Source organism: Streptomyces sp. NPDC002520 (genome assembly GCF_053595235.1).
In genome coordinates this window covers 55,824-78,887 of sequence record NZ_JBSFXG010000013.1, presented here as the reverse complement: position 1 = coordinate 78,887, position 23,064 = coordinate 55,824, and the positions used below count along the sequence as shown (strand labels likewise).

The window sequence follows — 23,064 nt, the reverse complement described above, 5'->3', positions numbered from 1 at the left end:
AAGTGTGAGGGAGCCTTGCGTGGAACGGGAGTTGCGGGATCGCGGGGGGAAAGGGAGAGCGGGGTCAGGAGGGGAGCGGGACGGCGTGCCGGTTGTGCCACTGGAGGCGGACCCGGGTGCCGCGGTAGGCGGCGACGTCCTCGGAGGAGGTCTCCAGGTTCTGCTGGAGCGCCGTGAGGCGCCCGCCGCCGTCGAGGTCGACGAGGAAGCGGGTGGCGTCGCCGAGATAGACCGCCTCGGCCACGGTGCCCGTGACGGTGGCGTGTTCGGGCTCGTCCGCCTCGGCGGACTCCTTCAGCACGCGGATCTTCTCGGGCCGGATGTTGTAGGTGCCGGGCGCGCCCAGGATCCGGTGGGCCGTCTCTCCTTCGAGCAGGTTGGAGGTGCCGACGAAGTTCGCGACGAAGGAGGTCGCGGGGCGTTCGTAGATCTCGGCCGGGGTGCCGACCTGGGCGATGCGGCCCTGGTCGAAGACGGCGATGCGGTCGCTCATCGTCAGGGCCTCCTCCTGGTCGTGGGTGACGAACACGAAGGTGATGCCCACCTCCCGCTGGATCGCCTTGAGTTCGACCTGCATCTGCTCGCGCAGCTTCAGGTCGAGGGCGCCGAGGGGCTCGTCGAGGAGCAGCACCCGAGGGCGGCCGACGAGGGCGCGGGCGAGCGCGACGCGCTGCCGCTGCCCGCCGGAGAGCTGGGCGGGCCGGCGCTGGCCGTACCCCTCCAGACGGACCTCGGTGAGTGCCTCGCGGGCACGGACGAGCCGCTCGGCCTTGGCCACCCTGCGCACCTTGAGGCCGTAGGCGACGTTCTCTTCGACCGTCATGTGCGGGAACAGGGCGTAGTCCTGGAACACCGTGTGCACGTCCCGTTCGAACGGGGCGAGACCGGTGACCTCCTGGCCGGCGAGTTCGATCCGGCCCGCGCTGGGCGTGTCGAATCCGGCGATGAGCCGCAGGACGGTGGTCTTCCCGGAACCGGACGGGCCGAGCATGGAGAAGAACTCCCCGTCCCGGACCTCCAGGTCGATGCCGGCCACGGCGGTCGTCCCGCCGAAGGACTTCCGCACGTCCTGCAGCCGGATCGCTATCCCCTCCATGTGGGAACCTTTCTGGCGCGTTCCAACGTTGTGCGCAAACATATGAAGTCATAGTTCAAAGCTCAAGGTCCCCTTGAGGTAAAGCTTGTGCCATGTCGGAGGCGGTGACCGTGCGACAGTTCGAAGCGGAAGGCGGCGCGCGCAGAGCCGTCTTCAGTCCGGTGGAGAACCGGGCGCGTGTGGACGCGGTCGTCCGCCGCATAGGGGACGCCATAGAACTGGGCCTCCTCGCCGAGGGTGAACAACTCCCCGGCGAGAGCGAGTTGGCCGGGCAGCTCGGGGTCTCCACGGTAACCCTGCGCGAGGCGCTGATGGCCCTGCGCCAGCGGGGACTGGTCGTCACCCGCAGGGGCCGCGGCGGCGGCAGCTTCGTCTCGCTGCCCGACCTGCCCGCGGACGACCGGCTCAGGGAGAGGCTGCGCGACTGGAGCACCGAGGAACTGCGCGACCTCGGCGACCACTGGGCCGCCCTGTCCGGCGCCGCCGCCCGCCTCGCCGCCCACCGCACCGAACCTGCCGACCTGCACCAACTACGCCGTACGGCCGCAGAGTTGGTGCTCGCCGAGCAGTCGCCCGCCCGTAGTCGCCTGTACGGCCGTTTCCATGTCGAACTCGCCGCCGCCGCCCAGTCCGCCCGGCTCACCCGGGAACAGGTCGCGCTGCAGAGCGAGGTGGGCGCACTGCTCTGCCTGGTCCTGGGGTGCGACGAATATCGTGAAGAAGTCGCGGACCGTCACCGCGTCGTGATCTCCTCCGTGCAGGATGGGGCCCACGAAACGGCCGGCACGCTGGCCGAGCGGTGCGTCAGGGAGACGACGGCGCGGCTCGTCGCCGTACGCCTCACCCTCTGACCGCGCCGCGTCCGGTTCCCGTCCGCTGGAGGACACCATGGCCTGGAGCCCCGGGCAGGCCGCCCCGGCGACCGCGACCCTCGACACCGACGCGGAGACCTGGGTGGCCACGCGGGTCGGCGGCGCCCTGGATGCCGTCTTCGACGCCGTCGCCGCCACCCGCGCCGACACGACGGCCCTGCTCGCCAGGGTCACCGCCGCCGGACGGCGCCCGACCAGTGCGGACCTGGCGGCCCTCCGCCCCGGACTGCACCTGCGCCTGGCCTGCCAGGAACTCGTCTCCGGCGTCGGCTTCGTGGCGTCCCCGGGCCTCCTCGCCGACGTCCCCGCGTGGCTGGAGTGGTGGCAGTCGGGCGCCGACGGCGACGTACGCCCCCTTCTGCCCGACCTCGACCCCGGCCGGTCCGCGTACTCGGACTACACGCACTGGGACTGGTTCGCCCTGCCCCGCGACACCGGGCGCCGCGCCGTGGCCGGACCGTACGTCGACTACCTCTGCTCCGACGAGTACAGCCTCACGCTGTCCGCACCGGTCCACGTGGAGGGACGGTTCGCCGGGGTGGCCGCCGCGGACGTGTACCTGCGGCACTTCGAGGCGGCCGTCCTGCCCCTGCTGCGACGCCTTCCCCGGCCCGCGTACCTGGTCAACGCCCGGGGCCGGGTGGCCGCCTCCGCCGACCCCGGCCACCTCGCCGGTTCCCTCACCAAGGGCCCCGACTTCGGCGAGCTGCTCGCCACGGCGACGCCCGGCGAACACGACGGTCTGCGCCTGGTGCCTTGCCACGGCGTCCCGCTCGTCCTTGTTCTGGCCGCACTCTGACCGAGCGGCACGTGACGGACCGGATCAGGCCGGGGCCCCTCTGATGCGCCCGATTCACCCCGACGGGTCATTCCGGTGGCCGGTACGCGTACCTCATCGTCAACCTGCCGGCATCTGCTGCCGGCCGGCATCCGCGGCACAGGCGGTCTCAGCCGGCCTTCCAGCCGGGGACCGTGGGCAGAACCCGTTCGGCGATGCGCATCAGGGCCGTCTCGTCGGGAGGAAGGTCGTCCTGGCGCCAGATGGCGATCTCGAACGTGCGGCCGCCGTCCTTCCTGTCCGTCGCGACCACCAGGTGGTGGGCGATGCCACCGGTGCCGGTGTTGACCTTTTCGTCGCCGAGTTTGAGGTCGAAGGCGATCGTGTGGTCCGAGTAGAGCATCGCGGGATGGCCGAGGACCGTCCTCGACCGTGTCGAACCGCCCAGGATGTCGGCCATGTCGGCCACCGGCATATCCACGTCGGACGCCTCCAGCTTGACGGAGTACGTCTTCGTCGAGACCTCCGCCTGGGGCGTGCCCGTCCTGGTGCCGTCGGCGTCGACGAACGAACTCTCGGAGCCGTAGGCGGTCTCCGCTTGCTCCTGCGGTGCGCCGAGAAGCGTCGGCAGGTCAGGCCGGTTCAGCGCCTCGCACAGCCGGGCGGCCGACACGTACGTGGACGCCCGCTTGTCATGACTGGGCGAGCACGCGGCAGGCCCCCTGTCCCCGGTGTTCCCGCCGACCTCGCCCAGAGCCCACAGTCCCCCCAGCGCGCCTGCGACCACCGCCACCGCCGCGACTGCCTGGAGCCCCGGTCTGTGGCTCTTCTCGGATGCGGAATCGACGGTCATGTCCCCCACCTCTGCTGATCCCTCGATCCGGTGTTCCCCCCCGAACACCTGCGGGAGGAGCGTAGCCGGTGATCGTCGCGTCCGGCATCCGCGTTCCGCGGGTCTGTCCGGTCAGTCGACCGGCCAGGTGTGGGCCGGGGCGTTGAGGTGCATGTAGTCGATGTACAACTCCGTCATCCGCCGCAGTGCCTCGTGGCGCCCGGCATGCGTGGTGGCCTCGATGCGGTGGAGCGTCTCCTTCTGCCACACGGCCCCGTTGCGGGCGGTGACGCAGCGCTGCTCGATGATGCCGAGCAGCGGCTCGCGCCAGGCGTCGTCCATCCCCGACTGCTCCAGGCCCCGGTGCGCCAGCGGCAGCAGCCGGCGCAGGACCAGTTCCGGCACCGGCACCTCGCCCATACCGGGCCAGTACAGGAGCGCCTCGATGCCATGGCGTGCCGCCGTGTGCAGATTCTCCTCGGCGGCGGCGAACGACATCCGCGACCACACCGGCCGCTCCTCCTCCACCAGGGCGCGCGTGAGGCCGTAGTAGAAGGCGCCGTTGGCGAGGGTGTCCGCGACGGTCGGGCCCGCGGGCAGCACCCGGTTCTCCACGCGGACGTGCGGGCGGTCGTGGGAGACGGCGTACACCGGCCGGTTCCAGCGGTAGATCGTGCCGTTGTGCAGGGTGAGTTCGGAGAGTTCGGGGGTGTCCCCGGACCCCAGCGTCTCCGCGGGATCCTGGTCGTCGCACAGCGGGAGCAGGGCCGGGAAGTAGCGCAGGTTCTCCTCGAACAGGTCGAAGACGCTGTTGATCCACCGCTCCCCGAACCACACCCGGGGCCGCACCCCCTGGATCTTGATCTCCTCGGGACGGGTGTCGGTGGCCTGCTCGAACAGCGGGATACGGGTCTCGTGCCACAGCTCCTTGCCGAAGAGGAACGGGGAGTTGGCGGCCAGCGCCACCTGGACGCCGGCGATGGACTGCGCCGCGTTCCAGTACCCGGCGAAGCTCTCCGGGGACACCTGGAGATGGAACTGCGTGCTCGTGCACGCCGCTTCCGGGGTGATGGTGTCCGCGTACGTCCGCAGCCGGTCGACGCCGTCCACCTCGATGCGCAGATCCTCGCCGCGGGCCGCGAAGATCTGGTCGTTGAGCAGCCGGTAGCGGGGGTTCTCGGAGAGCGAGTCCTCGCCGATGTCCTCCTGCCGGAGCGTGGGCAGGATGCCGACCATCACCAGTTGCGTGCCGACCGACCGCGCGCGTTCCTCCGCGTGGTTCAGAGCGGCACGGATCTCCGCCTCCCAGGCGTCCGGACCGCCCGCGACCAGCCGCCGGGGCGGCACGTTGATCTCCAGGTTGAACCGGCCCAGTTCGGTGGACCAGGCGGGATCCGCGATCGCCTCCAGCACGTCGCTGTTGCGCATCGCGGGTTCCGCCTCGGCATCGACGAGGTTCAGCTCGATCTCCAGCCCCACCTGGGGCCGTTCGGACTCGAACCGTGAGTCGCGCAGCATCTGCGCGAACGCGTCGAGGCACTCGTGCATCTTGATCCGGTACCGGCGGCGGTCCTCGCGGGTGAAGACGAGCGCCGGGACGTCACGTCCCATCGGCCCTCCTGGATCCCCTTCTGGGACACCTCTCCCACCAGCGTCGCACCGCCCGACGGTCCCCACCACGCCGGACGAGCGTAGCCCGGAACCCTTCTCTGTGCGGTGACCGGAAACGCGGGCCTACAGGGTCCGTGCGACCAGCAGCGCGACGTCGTCGTGGTCGTCGGGCTGGCGCAGTCCGTGCAGCAGGAGGTCGCAGGTCTCTTCCAGCGGCCGGCCGGGTTCGTCCAGGAAGGCGAGAAGGGCGTCGAGACGGTCGTCGATGGCCTGGTGGCGGGTCTCCACGAGGCCGTCGGTGTAGAGGACGAGCAGATCGCCGGGGGAGAGTTCCGCCGTGGCGGTCTCGAACGGGACACCGCCCACGCCGAGCGGCGCCGCGGGCGGCAGGTCGAGGAACGCGGGCGCCCGGCCGGGGCGCGCGAGGGCGGGCGGCATGTGTCCCGCGTTGGCGATGGTGCACTGCCGGGTGGCGGGGTCGTACACCGCGTACAGGCAGGTGACGATGTAGTGCTCCAGATCGCAGGTGATCTTGTCCAGATGCCGCAGCACCGCTTCCGGAGGCAGGTCCAGGTCCGCGTAGGCGCAGGTCGCTGTGCGCAGTCGGCCCATCGTGGCGGCGGCGTCGATCCCGTTGCCCATGACGTCGCCCACCACCAGGGCGGTCTTGTCGCCGGTCAGCGGGATGACGTCGTACCAGTCGCCGCCGACCTCGCTGGTGCTCTGGGCCGGCTGGTAACGGGTGGCCAGTTCCAGGCCGGTGTGCCGCGACGAGTGGTCGGGCAGCAGGCTGCGCTGCAGGGTCAGCGCGGTGTTGCGCACGCTCTGGAACCAGCGGGCGTTGTCGATGGCGATGGCGGCGCGCCCGGCGAGTTCGGTGGCCAGGATGATGTCGTCGTCGTCGAACGGCAGCGGGTTGCGGGTCCGTTTGAGGTCCAGGGCGCCGAGCACCTCGCCGTGGGCGATCAGCGGAACGGCGAGGTACGAGTGCACGCCCGCCCGTTCCAGGAGTGCGACGGCCTCGGCGTTGCGGGCGATGCGCGGCAGATCGCGCTCCCCGACCTCGCGCACCAGGACGGGGCGCGCGGTGTGCACGCACAGGGTGACCAGGCGGTCGCCGTCGTAGGCGGCGAGGTCTCCCGGCGGGTCGGCGGCGCGCAGCGCCACCGTCGGATGGGACGCCCTGAGGGCGAGGGCGCGGAACAGTTCGGGGCCGTTGTCGGGCCGGCGCGTGCGCCGGCAGGACAGCGCCGCGTCGAGGACGTCCACGGCGACGACGTCCGCGAGCACCGGCGTGGCGATTTCCGCCAGTTCGTGGGCGGTCTGCTCCACCTCCAGCGTGGTGCCGATGCGGGTGGAGGCGTCGGCGACGAGGGCCAGGCGGCGCCGGGCCCGGTCGGCCTCGTCCGCCGCGCGGTGCCGCTCGGTGACGTCGACGAGCGAGGCCGCCGCGCCCAGGACCCGCCCGCTCGGGTCCTCCAGCCGGTAGAAGGACAGCGACCAGGCGTGCTCGTTGGCGGGATCGGCCGGGGGATGACCCACGTGGTACTGGTCGAGCAGTGGCGTGCCGGTGGCGAGCACCTGCCGCAGCGCCGACTCCACGGTGGCGACGTCCAGGAACAGCAGGGTCTCGCGGAGCCGGCGGCCGATGTGGTCCTCGGCCAGGACGCCGTCGATCCGCTCCAGCGCCGGGTTGACCAGGAGGTAGCGCAGGTCGGGGTCCAGGAGGGCGAGGCCGATGGGGGACTGGTTGATCAGCTGCTCGCCCAGGGCGAGGTCGGTCTCGATGCGCTGCAGCAGGGTGTGGTCGGCGGCGATGCCCAGGGCGTACACGTCGCCGAGGTCGTCCAGCAGTCGCATGGTGCGGAACTCGGTCAGGCGGCTGGAGCCGTCCTTGTGCCGGACGGGGAAGGCACCGGCCCAGCCCCGGCCGGTCTCCAGCACGTCCGTGAACAGGCTCACCACGGACTTCAGATGCTCGGGATGGACCAACAGCCGGGCCGCGTACGAGCCGAGGGCCTCCTCGGCGGTGTAGCCGAAGAGCTCCTCGGCCTGCGGGCTCCAGAAGACGATGCGCCCCTTGCTGTCCAGAGCCACCGCGGCCACGCTGAGCGTGTCCAGCAAGCCGGTCGGCCGCAGGCGTTGGGGGCTGTGCTCGTCGTCGGCCCGGTAGGAGTCCACGGCCATCCAGGAACCACCTCCACGAGCCGGTCGGCCTCCTGTTCCGGCCGCTGCCGGCACGGCTGCTCGTCCGAGCGCTCGTGCGTACTCCTTCCATGCTGCCTCCGCGGCGGCGTCGCGCCCACTTCACGGCCCTGCCGGGCGGCCTTCGGACGGATTCCGGGAGGGCCGGTCCCGTGGTGTGCGGCCCGGCCCGTGCACATCGGGCCGCGAAGCAGGACCATGGTGGTGTAGAGGAAGGAACAGATGGATTCTGCGCGAAACGGCTTCGACGCGACTCCACCCGCCGGGTCGCAGGGGCACTTCGACGCGTCCAGCGACGCGGCCGCACTGATCACCGTGCGGGGCATGGTGGCCGGCTGGACGCGGGCTGCCGAGGATCTGCTCGGCTACGCCACCGCGGACGTCGTGGGCCGTCCCGTCGCACGCCTGCTGGCCCAGGCCGAGGACCCGGCGCGCGTGGCCGGCATCGCCGAGCGGTGCCGCGCCGGAGCGGGGTGGAGCGGTCTCGTCACCGTGCGCCACCGTGACGGGCGCCGTATCGACGTCGATCTGCGTGTCTCGGGGTTCTTCCGGGTCGGCGCGGACGAGTGCTTCCTGGTCTCCGCACGCGAACAGCGCCGGCGGTGGACCGCGGGCGAGTCCGTCGTGGACGGCTTCCTGGCCCGCGCCCCGGTCGGCATGGGTGTGATGGACCTCGACCTGCGCTACGTGTGGCTGAACGACACCCTGGAGCGCTTCGGCGGCGTCCCCCGCGAGCAGCGGCTCGGCCTCCGGATGAGCGACGTGCTGCCCGGACTGCAGACCGACGCCATCGAGGGGCGGATGCGCAAGGTGCTGGCCACCGGAGAACCGGTGAACGACTACGAGTACGTCGGCTGGAGCTGGGCCGATCCGCACCGCGAGCACGCCTACTCCACCTCGTTCTTCCCCCTGGTGGACGCCGCCGGCGCCGTCTCCGGGGTCTGCTACATGGTCGCGGACGTCACCGAGCGGTGGAACGCCCGCCAGCTCCTGACCCTGGTGAACGAGGCCGGGACCAGCATCGGCACGACGCTCGACGTGACGCGGACGGCCCAGGAACTCGCCGACTTCGCCGTCCCGCGCTTCGCGGACTTCGTCATCGTCGACCTCCTGGAACCCGTGCTCAGCACCGAGGGCCACGGAGCCTGGCTGAGTGACGCCGGCCCGGCTCCCGCCAGGCCGTCGATGCGCCGCACCGCGATGCGCTCGGTGCGCGAGGGCTGTCCCGAGGCGGTGGCCCAGATCGGCGACGAGGTGGACTTCGTCCCCCCGCCCAACGACGGCAACCTGCTCCTGAACGGGGATCCGATCCTCGTCCCGGTCCTCGACCCCGCCGAGACCGGGTGGATCACCGACCAGCCCTCCCGCGCCGACCGCGTCCGCGACTACGGCCTGCACTCCCTCATCTCGGTGCCGATGCGGGCCCGCAACACCGTCCTCGGCCTCACCACCTTCGTACGCTCGCTCAACCCGGTCTCCTTCGGACCCGACGACGTCCTGCTCGCCCGGGAACTGGTGGCACGCGCGGCCGTGTGTCTCGACAACGCCCGCCGCTACACCCGCGAGCACAACGCGGCGGTCACCCTCCAGCGCAGCCTGCTTCCCCACGTCCTGTCGGGCGGCACGGCACTGGAGGTCGCCTCCTCCTACCAGCCGGCCGACCCGACCGGAGGCGTCGGCGGCGACTGGTTCGATGTCATCCCCCTGTCCGGCGCCCGCGTGGGTCTCGTCGTCGGCGACGTGGTGGGCCACGGGATAGCCGCCGCCGCGAGCATGGGCCGCCTGCGCACCGCGGTGCAGACCCTCGCCGACATGGAGATGCCCCCGGACGAACTGCTCGCTCACCTCGACGACCTGGTGCTACGGCTGAGTGGCGAGCAGAGCGACCGAGACCCGGTCGACCGGAGCACCGCGACCTTCACCGGCGCGACCTGCCTGTACGCCGTCTACGACCCGGTCTCCCGGCGCTGCACCCTGGCCCGGGCCGGCCATCCGCCACCCGTCGTGGTCGCACCGGACGGCCGCGCGCACTTCCCGGAGATCCCCGCCGGACCACCCCTCGGACTGGGCGGCATGGGGTTCGAGGCCACCGAGATCGAGCTGGCCGAGAACAGCCTGCTCGGGCTGTACACCGACGGCCTCATCGAGGGACACGACCACGACATGGAGGAGGGCATGACGCGGCTCGGTCGGGCCCTCGCCGACACCCGGGCCGACCTCGGCACCCTGTGCACGTCCGCCGTCCAGCGGCTCGTGCCCGCACCCCAGGACGACGACGTCGCCTTCCTGCTGGCCCGCACCCACGCCCTCGGGGCCGACCACGTCGTCTCCTGGGACGTGCCCGCCGACCCGGCCGCCGTCGGCCATGTGCGGGCCGCGGCGACCCGCCAGGTCGAGCACTGGGGGCTCGGCGAGCTGGCCATGACGACGGAACTCATCGTCAGTGAACTGGTCACCAACGCGATCCGCTACGCCTGCCAGCCCATCCGGCTACGGCTCCTCCGCGACGCCCGCCTGACCTGCGAGGTCTCCGACTGCAGCAGCACCGCCCCGCGGCTCAGGCACGCCCGCAGCACCGACGAGGGCGGCCGCGGACTGTTCCTGGTCGCCCAGCTCGCCCACCGCTGGGGCGCCCGGTACACGGCCCAGGGAAAGATCATCTGGGCCGAGCAGGAACTGCCCTGAGGCGCCCGGTCAGGTCTCCTGGTCGTGCGACGGCGTCCAGTGGTGCTCGCGGAACCAGCGGCCGAGCAGCGCGCCCCCGTAGACGACGAACCCCACACCGATCAGCCACGACTCCACCACCAGCACGGTTCCGACCGCGCCGTAGCTCAGCGCGTTGGTGACGATCAGCGGCGTGAAGACGAGGATGGAGAAGGCCCGCAGCCCGACCAGTCCGAGCGTGGTGGCGACGGCGCCCGGCAGCAGGTCGCGCCAGCGGACCTGGCCCCCCAGCAGGAAGCGCTGGCCCCACCAGAAGAACAGCACCGCGGTCACCGTGGACAGCACGATCCGCGCGGCCCCGTGCACCGCCGTCTTCGTCTGCACCTCCTGGTAGAGGTACGCCATCAGCACCACCAGCCAGGTCGCCTGCCGCCACACCCGGTGCCAGGGCCCGGCGGCCAGGTTCCAGATCCGCTCGTAGCCGTTCTGCACGCTGCCCCCGAACGACACCCCGAACAGGGCGAGCATGAGCACACTCCACGCGCTGGTGGTGCCCACGACCTCGCGCGGGGGACTGAACACGTCGGTGAGGACGTGCGCGGACTGCCCGGACAGCCCCATGCCGTCCGACAGCCACGACGCGAAACCTCCCCGCACCAGCGGATCGAACGCCGCGACCACGATCAGCAGGGGTGCGAGGGTCACCAGAGCCAGCGTGGCGAACCCCATCGCCCGGTGCAGCAGCTCCAGCTGGCGGCCGCGCCGCAGCAGGGCGTCCACGGCGATCCACTCCCAGGCGCGGTGGAGGCCGCGCCGCAACTGCCTCACGGTCCCTCCCTGCTCGACTGCTCGCCGCACGGGACTCGACGGGTCTCTTGTCACGATGATCGGCCCAAGCGGCATCGCGCGCCCGGCCGGAGAGGCAGAAGGCGGGCGGCGGCGCGGGCAGTGGCCGACCGCCGAACCCGGCACCGTCCGCGGACCCGGCCCCGCCAAGCGCCGGAGCCGCCATGTGGTTCCGCGCCGGGTCCCCTCCGCCATCCCGTCGGCCGAGACCTGCGTCTCGTGTGCGAGAAGCTCGAACTCCTTTCGAAAGCAAGGAGGTTGGCCGATTCTCCGCCGGCAGGCGCGTCGCCGGCCGGAGCGGTGGCACAGCTTCGCCGCCGTGCGCGAGGCCTGCTGCTGGCCGCCTCCGCGCCCCCTCCGGCCGGCCGTACGGGGCGCGGGGGACGGCCGGCCCACCCCGTGCGTCCCGTCCGTACCGCGGGCCCGTCCCCGCCCCGGCGGCAGCGCGTACCGACGGCGGTACCAGCGCTCGCCCTCCATGGAGCCGCAGTGCTAGAAAAGAGGCATGAGCGCACGTTCCCGCCGATATAGGGCGAGAGCGACGCCGTCGCCCGGCGCCTCGGGGGCATCCCGTCCGTCCCATGGTCCCGGGTCCTGGCCTTCACCCGGACGCCGGCTCTCGCCGTCGCTGAGCGTCCGCACACTCGCCGTGCAGGTGTTCCTGCTGCAGGCCCTCATCGTGCTGGTACTCGTCGCGGTGGCGGCGACGGCCCTGATCGTGCAGGGCAGGCACAGCGCGGAGCAGTCCGCGAGGTCCCGGACCCTGGCCGCGGCAGAGGGGTTCGCACACGCGCCGGGCACGGTACTCGCCCTGGAGTCACCCGATCCGACGGCTGCGTTGCAGGCGAGTTCCGAGAAGGCGCGGATCGGATCCGGCGTCGACTTCATCAGCGTGCTCGACAAGCAGGGCATACGGCTCACCGCCACCACCCCCGATCTGATCGGCACCAAGGCGCCGGGTGTCGCCCGGGGAGCCGCCGGGGAGACGTTCACCGAGACCTTCCACGGCCGGCCGCGAGACGCCGAGCGCGCCGTGGTTCCGGTGCTGGACGCCCACGGGCGCGTGGTCGGCATGGTCAGCGCCGGCATCGGGTACGACACGCTGGGCCATATGATCGACAACCAGCTGCCGGAGTTGGTGGGAGCGGCCGCGGTTGCCCTCGCGCTCGCCACGGCCGGCACCGCACTGGTCAGCCGGCGGCTGATGCGCCAGACCCACGGCCTGGGGCTGGCCGAGATGACCCGGATGTACGAGCACCACGACGCCGTGCTGCACGCCGTGCGCGAGGGAGTCCTGATCGTGGGCGGCGACGGGCGGCTGCTGCTCGCGAACGACGAGGCACGCCGCCTGCTGGACCTGCCCGGTGACGCGGACGGACTCCCGGTCACGGAACTGGGTCTGGGCCCCCGCCTCGCGGACCTGGTCGTCTCGGAGGAGGCCGCCTCCGACGAGGTCCTGCTGGCCGGCGACCGCCTGCTGGCCGTCAACACACGGCTCATCGCGCCCCAGGGCAACGCCCAGGGCCTGGTCGCCACCCTCCGTGACACCACGGAGCTGAGAGCCCTGACCGGACAGGCCGAGGTGGCACGGAACCGGCTGACCCTGCTGTACGAGGCCGGGGTCCGCATCGGCACCACGCTCGACGTACGGCGCACCGCCGAGGAACTCTCCGAGGTGGCCGTCCCGCGCCTGGCCGACTTCGTCACCGTGGAACTCCTCGAGCCGGTACTGCGGGGAGAGGAACCCACGGGCGCCCTCCACCCGATGCGCCGCACCGCGCTGCGCGAGGCACAGCCCGGGCATCCGCTGCAGCCGGTCGGGGACCTGATCCGGCTCATGGCCGCCGACACGCCGATGTCGGCGGCGCTGCGCCAGGGCAGGGCCGTCCTGGTCCCGGACCTCGACAGTGCCCAGGACTGGCGGACGCACGACCCGGAGGGAGCACGGCAGGCGCTGGACTACGGCATCCACTCGCTGATCACGGTGGCCCTGCGGGCACGGGGCGTGACCCTCGGCATGGTCAACTTCTGGCGGGGCGCGGGCTCGCACCGCTTCGAGGAGGAGGACGTCGCCGTCGCCGAGGAACTGGTGGCCCGGGCGGCCGTGGCCATCGACAACGCGCGCCGGTACGCCCGCGAGCACGCCCTCGCCGTGACCCTGCAACGCAGCCTGCTGCCGGTGGGCCTGCCCGACCAGGACTCGCTGGACGTCGACTCGCGCTATCTGCCGGCGCAGTCAGGAGTGGGCGGCGACTGGTTCGACGTCATCCCGCTGCCGGGCTTCCGCGTGGCCCTGGTGGTCGGGGACATCGTGGGCCACGGCGTGCACGCCGCGGTCACCATGGGCCGGCTGCGCACCGCCGTGCTGAACTTCTCCGCGCTGGACCTGCCCCCGGACGAACTGCTCGCCCGCCTCGACGAGATGGTGACCCGCCTGGACACCCAGGCCGCCGTCACCGACGACGACCACGCCCCCCTCACCGGAGCCACCTGCCTCTACGCCGTCTACGACCCCGCCGGCGGCCGGTGCACCGTCGCCCGCGCCGGGCACCTCGCCCCCGCCGTGGCAACCCCCGACGGCACGGTGACCTTCCCCGACCTCCCTCTGTCACCGCCCCTGGGAGCGGACGGGGCCCTCTTCGAAGCCGGCGAACTGGACCTCGCGGAGGGCAGCCGGCTCGTGCTGTTCACCGACGGTCTGATCGAGCACCGCGGACGGGACGTCGACGAGGCCCTGGAGTTGCTCCGCTCGACCGTCGCCCGCGCGGGCCCGACGCCCGAGGACACCTGCCGCGCCCTCGTGGAGACCCTGCTGCCCGAACAGCCCAGCGACGACGTGGCGCTGCTGGTCGCCCGGACCCGGCTGCTGGACCCGTCCCGGATCGCGGTCTGGGACGTGCCGTTCGAGGTGGCGGCCGTGTCCCGGGTCCGGGCGGAGGTGAACAGCCGTCTCGACGGGTGGGGACTCCAGGACTCGGCGTTCGCCACGGAACTGATCCTCAGTGAGCTGCTCACCAACGCCCTCCGCTACGGCGCCCCGCCCGTGCGGGTCAGGCTGCTGCTGGGCCGCACCCTGGTCTGCGAGGTGGCGGACGGCAGCAACACCTCGCCGCGGCTGCGGCTCGCGGCCACCACCGACGAGGGCGGCCGCGGCCTGTTCCTGGTCTCCCAGTTCGCGGAACGGTGGGGCACCCGCTACATGGCACGAGGGAAGGTGATCTGGGCCGAACTCGCCCTGGACGAGGCCCGGGAACCGGACCCGACCGAGCTCTTCGAGGAGATGGCCTGGTGACACCGGGCCGTCGGGCGGGCGGAGCGCGACAGGTCGGTCTCGGGCCGTCTCGCCGGGCCATGCCTCATCGGGGATGCATCGGCCCAAGGCCGCCGATGGACTCTGAGACCGCCTCGCCATGCCCCGGCAGGCCGGCCCGGCGCACGGACGCCGACGGCCTCTCAGACCGCCTCGCCCCGCCAGGCACCGTCACGGCGGGCCCAGCGTACGGACGGCGCCACGGCGAGCCCGGCCACGGCGAACAGCACGCCGAGCACCGCCCACCCGAGACCGCCGTGGGCGATCGCGGTGACCGTGACCAGGGCCGGCCCCGCCATCAGCCCCGCCGACATGCCCGCGCCGAACACCCCCTGATACACGCCGTGCGCGCGAGCGTCGGCGAGTTCGTAGCCGAGCGTCCATCCCCCGGCCGCCGACAGCACCTCCGCGAGCACCTGCACCACCGCACCAGCCGTCAGCGCCAGCACCGCCCACACCGGCGACAGACCCGCGGACAGGGCGTACACGGCGCAGGCCACCGCCAGCAGCGCCCCCGACCAGCCCATCGCCCGCACCGCGCTGGGTACTCGGGAGGCGCGGCGGGCGACCCGCACCTGAAGGAGCGCCACCAGCACGCAGTTGACGATCATCAGCAGGGCCGCCGTCCAGCGCGGCGCCTGCGTGCGCTCCACGATCCACAACGGCAGCCCGACCTCGGAAAGCGAGTACTGCACGGCCAGCACCGCGTGCAGCACGGTCACCGAGAGGAACGGCAGGTCACGCACCGCCCGCCAGCGGTCGGCGGCCGGAGCCCCGGCGTCCGGCACCGGCCGCTCGTGCACATGCGGCGCCAGCGGCAACCGGGGCAACAGCAGGGCCGGACCCGCGTACGACAGCGCGTTCAGCACGATCAACGTCACATACGCGCCCCGTGTGTCCAGTTGGAGAGCGACGGCGCCGAGCGCTCCTCCCACGCCCATCCCGACGTTCACCACCGTCCGCAGATACGCCCGTGCCTCGACCCGCGTCGCCCTCGGCAGCACATCGGCGTGCAGCGCGCCCTGCACTCCACGGCTCGCCATCTGCAAGGCCGTCGCGCAGATCACGGCGACGAGGAACCCGGCGTAGGAGTGCACCAGGGGATAGGTCGCCGTGGCGATCCCGGTGCCGCCCCACAGCAGCGCCCCGACGCGCCCTGCACCCCACCGGTCCGCGGCCCGCCCGGCAGGCACTCCGGCGGCCACCCCCACCAGACCGGCGATCGTCAGGCCGAGACCCACCGAGGTCGCGTCCAGACCGACGATGCGCGTGAAGTACAGGACGCCGAGCGGGAAGCAGAGGCCGTTGCCCAGGGAGTTGATGGCGGTCAGCACGGCGGCGAGACGCAGCGCCGGATCGGCGGGCAGCAGTCCGCCTGCGCGGGTCGCGCGGCTCGCGGCCGAACTCCCTTGCTGGTCAGGGTCCTGCGAGACTGGTGTCGAGGTCATGCCCACCAGCGAACCCCCTGTCGCCGGGGGCCGACATTGATTTAGCGTGGCGCTCAATGATGGAGTTCCGCTTCGCCGTCGGTGACCTCGCCAGCACCTCCTTCGCCTGCTCCCCGCTTCAGGAGGCGGTGTTCTCCCTGCGCTGCCTGCACGACCCGGCCCGCTTCCCGCACCACCGGCCCTGGCTGCGCCGCTTCCGTCCCCGCCTGGAGACCCTCGACCGCGAACTGCTCACCGCCCTGGTCGCCCCCTGGCTGTGGGTGCCCGACTTCCTCACCCCCCGCCCGGGGCGCACCCGCCCCGCCTTCGCCGAAGAACTCGACGAGGTCCGCCGCACCCCGCCGGACGTCGTCACCGCGGACTTCCGCGCCACCTACCGCACCGAAGACGCCATCCCGCCGTTCGTCGCCCGTGGCCTGGCCGATCCGGCGGCCTTCCTCGTCCGCCTCACCGATGCCCTCGACGCCTACTGGCATGCCTGTCTCAGCGACAGCTGGTGGCCGCGCGTGCACAGCATCCTGGAGGCCGATCTTGCGCATCAGGCGCGCGTGTTGGCCGAGCAGGGTGCCGCCGCGCTGTTCGCCGGGCTCGACCCCCGGCTGGTGTGGTCCGGTGACCAGCTGCTGTTGCTGCGCCGCGGTGACACCGCCCCGTGGCCGTCGGCCGACATCCGCATCGCCGGCCGCGGAATGGTACTGGTGCCGACCCTGTTCGCGCGCGGCGCCCAGACGGTGATCGACCCGTCACGCCCGCCGATGCTCATCTATCCGGCCCGCGGTCGCGCCACCCTCTCCGAGGCGCCTCCGCCGGTCACCGACCGTGCCCTGATACGACTCCTCGGCCGCCCGCGCGCCCGACTTCTCGGCATCCTCGCCGAACCGGCCTCCACCACCGAACTCGCCCACCGCCTCGAGGTCACCCCTGGCGCGGTCAGTCAGCACCTGGCCGTCCTCTACGACGCGGGTCTGCTCAGCCGCACCCGCAGCGGTCGCACCGTCCGCTACCGGCGCACGGCCTTGGGCGACGAACTGTGCCGTTAGACGCGCGGGTCCGCGGCTCCGCGGATTCGGGCCGCATGGGAATGCCGGAGGCCCCTCGGATTCGGCAGGCATGCCTTCTCCCGCCGGTGCTCAAAGGCTCAGCGTGATCGCCGCGCCGATACCCCCGAGGCCCAGAGCGACAGCCGCTTCGGTCCAGCCTCCGGTGCCCCACGGGAAGAACCGGTCGAGGGCCAGCCGCCCGGGGCCGAGTGCGGCGACCGCGATCGCCACGACGGCAATGCTGATGTTGTACTCCATGCCTCCGTCCACGTCCCACAGGCCGTGCGCGCCGGTGACCGTCGCCATGGCGTTGATCATCACGCCGATCAGGGCGGCTGCCGCCAGAGGGGTGAGCAGGCCCACCGCCAGGCCGAGGCCGCCGAGGAACTCCGAGAGGCCGGCGATCAGGGCGAACAGCTTGCCGGGACGGAAGCCGAGGTGGGCGAAGCCCGTGCCGGTCGCCGTCAGACCTGTCCCGCCGAACAGCCCGAAGAGCTTCTGGGAGCCGTGCCCGGCCATGATCAATCCGAATGCCATCCGCACGAGCAGCAGCGCACAGTCGGCGACGGACACCTGAACTCCCTGGGCCTGCCGTGCTGCCGGTGACGTGGAATCCTGTGGTTGATCCGTGCTGTGGTTCGCCATCTGAGTGCTCCGGTGCGTGGGTGTTCCGGCCCTGCCGATACTTCCGCAACAGGAGCGCATGTGCACATCGGGAGCGGGCCGAGCAAGCGCTGGGTCAGGGGCTGCACCGTGATGGGATGCCGGCCGCCGGGTCGGGTCGGGGCGGGCCGGTTCTGGGTGTCCCTCACACGGTGACGGGGTATCCGGCCCTGGACCCTGACACCACGTCAGGGTCCACTCAGGGGCGCGGTGGGGGCGTCACCGATAGTGCCGGGTGCTGGACGGACGGCAGGCTGAGGGCATGTCGATCAACACCGCAGACAGCCGGAGTTCCGTCGATGCCGGCCGCTCTCCCGGTCGCCGGCGCCTCCCTCTCGCCCGGCGCGCCGCGCTCGCCGTCGCGGGTGCTGCCGCCCTCGCGGGACTCTCGGGCGCCTACACCCCGGGCTACGCGAACTCCACACCCCCTGCCGCCGCCTCCGACGGAGCAGCCATTGACGAGCCTCCGGCCGACTTCAGCGACTGCCCCGCCCTTCCCGCCGGCGTCGATCCGACCCGTTGGAGGTGTGAAGTACACACCGCCTCGCCGCAGTTGACGATCGGCGAGATCTCGGTGACCTTCGCCCCCATCACCATGACGCACGCCGAGGGCCCGCTCCCGGACGGAACGAACGGCCAGGTGTGGGGTGCGATGCACAGCACGCCGACGGCAGTGCCGGGCGGGTTGACCGGCACCCCGGCCGGTGACCACGCACGGCAGCCGGGGCTGGCGATCCGACCGGAGTACGGTGACCGGTCCGACTTCTACACAGGGCAGTTCAGCCTCCGGTTCCGCCTGCTGAGCCCGTTGCTGCCCCATGACTGCGCCATCGGCGCGAGCGCGCCGGTCGACTTCCGTCTGAAGCGGTCCGGCCCCTCGCAGTGGCTCTCCAAGAACCCGCCGCTGATCAGGTTCTCGGCGTACGACGACACCTTCACCGCTCCTGCCGCGGAGAACTGCGGGCCGCTGACCGGACGTCTCAACCGCCGGCTCGGGCTTCCGGCGGCCAGCGGAAACCAGATGTCCTACGACGCGATATACACCTTCAGAACCTACGACCAGCTGCCGACGAGCTGACAGCCGGACACCGTCTGCCCCCGAGCGCCGGCCCCGTGGTCACGCCATGGCGCGCCCCGCCGCGTCGACCAGGTCGTCGGTCGCCGCGATGGCGGCCTCGCGGCGGGCGGCCAGGTCGGTGAGGTCGGCCGCGTCACGTATGTCGAACGCGGCCAGGGCGGCCTTGCGAGCCACTTCGGCGAGGGACGGTTCGAGGACGGAGACCGACACCAGGGGGGCGGTGACGGCGGAGCGGGTGACGTGGGACATGGCGCGGGCCGCGTCGACGGCCTCCTGGCTCGCGCCCCTCAGACGAAGGTCCTCGCGGTGCCACATGGCCCGCCGATGGTCACCCAGGGCAGCCACCAGTTCGCCCAGTGCCGAACGCAGCGCTTGCGCCCTGCGTTCGGCGCGGGCGGCCCGTTCACCCCTGAATTGAATCAGTCCGGTGAGCGCGCCGCCGAGCAGCGTGCCGGCCACGGCGATGATGGTGGACCACATCGGAAAGTCCTCCTCAGAGAGCGGGGTGATGCCGGCCGCCGGGGGCGTGACCCCGGCACCGGTTCCGGTGCATCGAGCGCAAGACGCCGCCCGGCGCCCATTCTCCCGCTACGGAGGGGCCCGCCACGAACAACACATCGACGTGCCCTGCAGGGGGAGTTGGCGGCGGAACGCCACTTCTCAGGGCGTCATGGCCTGCCCCGAGCAGTACACCCCCCAGGGCTGGGAGTGGCAGTTCGCCACCCACCACCTGGGCCACTTCGCCCTCGCCACCGGCCTGCACGGCGCACTCGCAGCCGACGGCCCGGCCCTCACCCCTCCTCGACGGCATCGGCGGACGCTACTTCAGCGACTGCAACGAGACCGAGACCCTGGCTCGCCCACGAGCTGCGCCTCAGCGCCGCCCGGGCCGCGACCGTCGGGACCATCATTCGCGGCACCCCACCACCCCACCGGACAAGCCGACCGAACCGCGCCGGGCGGGGCATCCGGACGGATCGCTGCACGCCGACGTCGGTGTCGATGCCGACGCGGTCTCGGAGCGGCCCTCAGCTCATGCACACCGCAGACTCCTCAGGCGGTTCGTCGGCGAGCACGCACACGCTCAGGGCCGCGGTGTCGTCCTGCAGGCCCTTGTGGCTGTGGGCCAGGAGGTCGTCGTGGAGGCGGTCCAGGAGTTCCCGGGGAGGGAGCGGCCCCCAGGAGCTGAGGCGTTCGAGGAGGGGGTAGAACGCGCCGGAGGCGTCTCGGGTCTCGGTGACGCCGTCCGTGTAGAGGAGGAGCTGGTCGCCGGGCCGCAGCGGGTAGGTGTCGACGTGGTACGGCATCTCGACCAGTACGCCCAGGTTCAACGGCGGACCCGGCCGCCCCTGGTCCAGTTCGCGCACCTCGCCGGGGCGGATGAGGAGCGGGGGCGGGTGGCCGCAGTTGACGATGCGGACGACGTGGCCGTCGGAGGGGATCTCGGCGAAGACGGCGGTGACGAACCGTTCGGCCGTCTCGCTTCCCCCGAGCTGCGTCGCCCTGCGGGCGATGCTCGTCTCCACGCGGTCCACCAGAGCGGAAAGGTCGGGTTCGTCGTGCGCCGCCTCGCGGAACGCGCCGAGCAGCGACGCGGCGGTCTCGACCGCGAGCAGACCCTTGCCGCGGACGTCGCCGATGAGCAGCCGTACGCCGTACGCGGTGGGGACGGCCTCGTACAGGTCACCGCCGATGTGCGCTTCCGCGGCGGCGGAGAGGTACAGGCTTTCCAGACTGAGGTTGCCGATCCGGTGGGGGACCGGTCTGAGCAGGACGCGCTGCGCGATGTCGGCGACGAAGCGCACATCGGCGAGCGTGCGTTCACGACGGATGCGATGGGCGGCGAGGATCGTGCCGAGGGCGCCCACCAGGGCCGTGCAGATGTAGGAGGCGACGTAGTGCCGGTCCCAGAGGTAGCCGACCGTCCGGCCCGCACAGCACGGGGTACCGGCCAGAATCCCTTCGAGGAGGACGGCACCGAGAGTGGCGACGGCGACGACCACGGGACCGTGTGCGAAGGCGGCCACCAGCGGCAGGGCGATCAGCACGAAGCTCACCGGCCAGACCACGGGCGTCACCGGCTCCAGCAGCAGAACCCCCGCGATGAACAGGAGCGGCAGCCAGCGCAGCCATGCCGGAGGCGCGGGCAGCCGGGTCCGCGGGCCGATGTCCGCCTGCGCGTGGTCCGCCTCCGGGGCGCTACGCCGGCGCCTCACCGGTCGCTCCTGAGCGCGGGGGCCGTCGGACCGGGGGACACGGCCCGGTGGGCGTTGCGTGCAAGCGGACGCCACGCCTGACTGTTCGGCCTCTGCGGGCTTGGCACTCGGGACTCCAGTTGTACGACCTCGGCAGGGCATACAGCCTGGTCCGAGGTGGCGCGGAACGCCGGTGATTGCTCCACTCAACGGCATGTTCGGGGAGCGCCGGGGCGCGGTGGCGCACCGGCGCGGCGGGAACCACCGGTATCCATGCCAGGGGCGCCGGTACGCATGCGCGTGCCGGAGTCACGACGCGTCGGCGGCGGGCAGGTCGAGCCGCAGCTCGTAGCCGCCGTCGGGGGTGGGGCCGGAGGTGATGGTCCCGCCCAGGAGTTCGGCGCGCTGGCGCAGGCCGACGAGGCCGTGGTGGGCGCCGGGCAGGGGGAGGGCCGGCCGGGTGGGTGCTGTGTTGGCCACGGAAGTGCGGATGGTGCCGTCGGTCTGGCGGACGGTGACGGTGGCCGTGGCGCCGGGAGCGTGCTTGCGGACGTTGGTCAGGGCTTCCTGGACGGTGCGGTAGACGGCGCGCTGGACCGTGGCAGGAAGGTCCTCGGGCAGGTCCGTCTTCAGTTCCGCTTCGATGCCGCTGGTGTCGACCAGCCGCTGGAGGTCGGCGAGGGACGGCTGTGGGGTGAGTTCCGTGGGGCGGCCGTCGGCGGCCCGCAGCACGCTGACCATGTGCCGTAGTTCGTCCAGCGTCTGCACGCTGAGCCGGCGGATGGTGGCCGCGGCCTCCTTCGTCGCGGCGTCCGGGCCGCCCACCTGAAGGGCGCCGGCCTGCACGGCGATGAGGCTGACCTGATGCGAGACCACGTCGTGCATCTCCCGGGCAAGCTGGGCGCGTTCCTGGGCCAGGACGCTCTGCGCGGCCAGCAGCCGCTCCTGCTCCCGTGCCTCGGAGATCTCGCTGAGCCGCAGGGACAGGTCCCGCCGGGCCTGGACGAGCTGGCCCAGGAAGACGGGCGCCGCCGCGGTGGCCAGCGTGTAGGTGAGGTGCAGGAGACTGTCGGTCTTGTCGAGTTCGGAGGCCCGCAGCGACGACCACGGCCAGGGCAGGAAGTCGGCCGCCGTGTAGACCAGGGCGCAGCCGGCCAGCAGCACGCGATGGCGGCTGAGCGAGGAGAGCGTGAACAGCGCGACCGTGGTGGCGAACACGGCGTCGGAGATGAGTGCGGCGGGCAGGGCGAGGGCGAACGTGAGCAGGGGCAGTCGCCGTCGCAGGAGGAGGGTGAGCGCGGCGACGATCGCCCAGGCCATGGCCACTTGTGTCTCGACGTCGATGTGCGCCCAGGCGTCCGCCAGCGCGATGAGCACGAGCCCGCAGTCCTGCAGCACGGCCCGCCCCGACCGGTGGTTCACCCGGCGTCCTCGGCCGGCGAGGACGCGAGCAGGCCCGCGCGCTCGGCGATCAGCGCGGCCTGGACGCGGCTGGTGACCTGCAGTTTGTTCAGTACCGCGCTGACATGGCCTTTGACCGTGCCGGTGCTCAGGTGCATCCGTTCGCCGATGTCGCAGTTGGCCAGCCCCTCGGCCATGAGCACGAGGACGGTACGCTCGCGCTCGCTCAGCCGGTCGGCGAGCCGAACAGCGGGCTCGCGCGCGTCCTTGTCGAGATATCCGTCCACCACGGCGCGGGTGACCTTGGACGACAGCACGGTCCCGCCCTCGGCCAGGGCGCGGACGAGATAGGGGAGCTGCTCCGGGTCGGTGTCCTTGAGCAGAAAGCCGGCGGCGCCCTCACGCAGCGCGGTCGCCACGTACTCGTCGGCGTCGAACGTGGTGAGCATGGCCACCACCGGCGGGTCCGGCATACGGCCAAGGCCTTCCAGGACGGTGAGGCCGTCCACGTCCGGCATCCGGATGTCCAGCAGAACGACGTCGGGGCGTGACGCGCGGACCGCCGACAGGGCCTGGCCGCCGGGGACCGCCGCGACGACCTCGATGTCGTCCGTCGCGTTGAGGATGTGGGTGAAGCCGCCGCGGACCAGGGCTTCGTCGTCGACCACCAGGACCCGGATCACATGCCCTCCGCTCGTCGCATCCCCGCCGTTCGATCCGTACCACCGCGCGAGCCGTCCGAGGACAGGCGGGCACCGATTCCCGCCGTTTGGCGGCGCGGCCGGGCCGGCGATCGTGGTCGGGGGCCGCAGGCCGGGCATCGCCGGCGCGTACGGCCGGTGTCTTCCCCGGGGCCGCTAGAGGGCGTACGGCAGCCGGGCCGCCTGCGTTGCGTGAGTCATGTGAGCACCGCCTCCGGAGGCCGGTCGGTCCCGCCCCTCCGGCAGCGGGATCCGTCCCGGCGAGCGCGGGGAGCACGTCGTCGCTCTCATCATGCCCGACAGTGATCCACGGGGCGACGCGGG

Annotated in this window: 17 protein-coding genes and 1 pseudogene; 7 read left to right on the top strand and 11 right to left on the bottom strand. The window is 72.4% G+C overall.

All coding sequences use genetic code 11. The annotated features are described in order from the left end of the window. Positions 1–64 precede the first annotated feature (64 nt). A complete protein-coding gene (locus tag ACWD5D_RS19980; protein WP_451374039.1) occupies positions 65–1,096 on the bottom strand; it encodes an ABC transporter ATP-binding protein in 1,032 nt (343 codons plus the stop codon). Between the two features lie 110 nt (positions 1,097–1,206). Here ACWD5D_RS19980 and ACWD5D_RS19975 point away from each other — a divergent pair, with 110 nt between their 5' ends. Beyond that, the gene (locus tag ACWD5D_RS19975) at positions 1,207–1,947 is read left to right on the top strand and encodes a FadR/GntR family transcriptional regulator (RefSeq protein WP_451374038.1); all 741 of its coding nucleotides are present in this window, start codon (positions 1,207–1,209) and stop codon (positions 1,945–1,947) included. Positions 1,948–1,984: 37 nt separating this feature from the next. Continuing rightward, positions 1,985–2,767 carry a PDC sensor domain-containing protein gene (locus ACWD5D_RS19970; protein ID WP_451374037.1) on the top strand — a complete coding sequence of 261 codons (783 nt, stop codon included), beginning with the start codon at positions 1,985–1,987 and terminating at the stop codon, positions 2,765–2,767. 148 nt (positions 2,768–2,915) lie between these two features. On the opposite strand, the gene ACWD5D_RS19965 is transcribed toward ACWD5D_RS19970, so the two are convergent. From ACWD5D_RS19965 to ACWD5D_RS19955, 3 genes are all read right to left on the bottom strand, one after another. Next, complete coding sequence (locus ACWD5D_RS19965; RefSeq protein WP_451374036.1) at positions 2,916–3,599, bottom strand: DUF6215 domain-containing protein; 684 nt, start codon at positions 3,597–3,599, stop codon at positions 2,916–2,918. Between the two features lie 111 nt (positions 3,600–3,710). Further along, positions 3,711–5,189: a glutamate-cysteine ligase family protein gene (locus tag ACWD5D_RS19960; protein ID WP_451374035.1), complete on the bottom strand. Its 1,479-nt coding sequence runs from the start codon at positions 5,187–5,189 to the stop codon at positions 3,711–3,713. Positions 5,190–5,312: 123 nt separating this feature from the next. Continuing rightward, the gene (locus tag ACWD5D_RS19955; RefSeq protein WP_451374034.1) at positions 5,313–7,376 is read right to left on the bottom strand and encodes a SpoIIE family protein phosphatase; all 2,064 of its coding nucleotides are present in this window, start codon (positions 7,374–7,376) and stop codon (positions 5,313–5,315) included. Positions 7,377–7,616: 240 nt separating this feature from the next. Between ACWD5D_RS19955 and ACWD5D_RS19950 the strand changes: the two genes are divergently transcribed. Continuing rightward, positions 7,617–10,079: a SpoIIE family protein phosphatase gene (locus ACWD5D_RS19950; protein ID WP_451374033.1), complete on the top strand. Its 2,463-nt coding sequence runs from the start codon at positions 7,617–7,619 to the stop codon at positions 10,077–10,079. Positions 10,080–10,088: 9 nt separating this feature from the next. Here the strand turns inward: ACWD5D_RS19950 and ACWD5D_RS19945 are convergent, their stop codons facing one another. After that, positions 10,089–10,877: a ribonuclease BN gene (locus ACWD5D_RS19945; RefSeq protein WP_451374169.1), complete on the bottom strand. Its 789-nt coding sequence runs from the start codon at positions 10,875–10,877 to the stop codon at positions 10,089–10,091. Between the two features lie 532 nt (positions 10,878–11,409). On the opposite strand from ACWD5D_RS19945, the gene ACWD5D_RS19940 reads away from it, so the two are divergent. Beyond that, positions 11,410–14,196, top strand: a complete 2,787-nt coding sequence (locus tag ACWD5D_RS19940) for a SpoIIE family protein phosphatase (RefSeq protein ID WP_451374032.1) — start codon at positions 11,410–11,412, stop codon at positions 14,194–14,196. A 161-nt stretch (positions 14,197–14,357) separates the two neighbouring features. Here the strand turns inward: ACWD5D_RS19940 and ACWD5D_RS19935 are convergent, their stop codons facing one another. Further along, positions 14,358–15,662, bottom strand: a complete 1,305-nt coding sequence (locus tag ACWD5D_RS19935) for an MFS transporter (protein ID WP_451374031.1) — start codon at positions 15,660–15,662, stop codon at positions 14,358–14,360. A 56-nt stretch (positions 15,663–15,718) separates the two neighbouring features. Between ACWD5D_RS19935 and ACWD5D_RS19930 the strand changes: the two genes are divergently transcribed. Beyond that, the gene (locus ACWD5D_RS19930; RefSeq protein ID WP_451374030.1) at positions 15,719–16,702 is read left to right on the top strand and encodes a helix-turn-helix domain-containing protein; all 984 of its coding nucleotides are present in this window, start codon (positions 15,719–15,721) and stop codon (positions 16,700–16,702) included. Between the two features lie 90 nt (positions 16,703–16,792). Here ACWD5D_RS19930 and ACWD5D_RS19925 read toward each other — a convergent pair whose 3' ends face one another. Continuing rightward, positions 16,793–17,347: a DoxX family protein gene (locus ACWD5D_RS19925; RefSeq protein WP_451374029.1), complete on the bottom strand. Its 555-nt coding sequence runs from the start codon at positions 17,345–17,347 to the stop codon at positions 16,793–16,795. A gap of 280 nt (positions 17,348–17,627) precedes the next feature. Between ACWD5D_RS19925 and ACWD5D_RS19920 the strand changes: the two genes are divergently transcribed. Further along, positions 17,628–18,443, top strand: coding sequence for a hypothetical protein (locus tag ACWD5D_RS19920; RefSeq protein ID WP_451374028.1), 816 nt, complete (start codon positions 17,628–17,630; stop codon positions 18,441–18,443). A gap of 39 nt (positions 18,444–18,482) precedes the next feature. On the opposite strand, the gene ACWD5D_RS19915 is transcribed toward ACWD5D_RS19920, so the two are convergent. Further along, positions 18,483–18,923, bottom strand: coding sequence for a protein kilB (locus ACWD5D_RS19915; RefSeq protein WP_451374027.1), 441 nt, complete (start codon positions 18,921–18,923; stop codon positions 18,483–18,485). 184 nt (positions 18,924–19,107) lie between these two features. Here ACWD5D_RS19915 and ACWD5D_RS19910 point away from each other — a divergent pair. Beyond that, a pseudogene (locus ACWD5D_RS19910) lies at positions 19,108–19,233 on the top strand (SDR family NAD(P)-dependent oxidoreductase); the annotation flags it as partial. A 238-nt stretch (positions 19,234–19,471) separates the two neighbouring features. Here ACWD5D_RS19910 and ACWD5D_RS19905 read toward each other — a convergent pair. The 3 genes from ACWD5D_RS19905 to ACWD5D_RS19895 all read right to left on the bottom strand — a co-directional run bounded on the left by ACWD5D_RS19905 (position 19,472) and on the right by ACWD5D_RS19895 (position 22,722). After that, positions 19,472–20,572, bottom strand: coding sequence for a PP2C family protein-serine/threonine phosphatase (locus ACWD5D_RS19905; protein WP_451374168.1), 1,101 nt, complete (start codon positions 20,570–20,572; stop codon positions 19,472–19,474). A gap of 375 nt (positions 20,573–20,947) precedes the next feature. Continuing rightward, positions 20,948–22,060: a sensor histidine kinase gene (locus ACWD5D_RS19900; RefSeq protein ID WP_451374026.1), complete on the bottom strand. Its 1,113-nt coding sequence runs from the start codon at positions 22,058–22,060 to the stop codon at positions 20,948–20,950. Continuing rightward, a complete protein-coding gene (locus ACWD5D_RS19895) occupies positions 22,057–22,722 on the bottom strand; it encodes a response regulator (RefSeq protein WP_451374025.1) in 666 nt (221 codons plus the stop codon). Before ACWD5D_RS19895 ends, ACWD5D_RS19900 begins: the two co-directional genes overlap by 4 nt. Between the last annotated feature and the right edge of the window lie 342 nt (positions 22,723–23,064).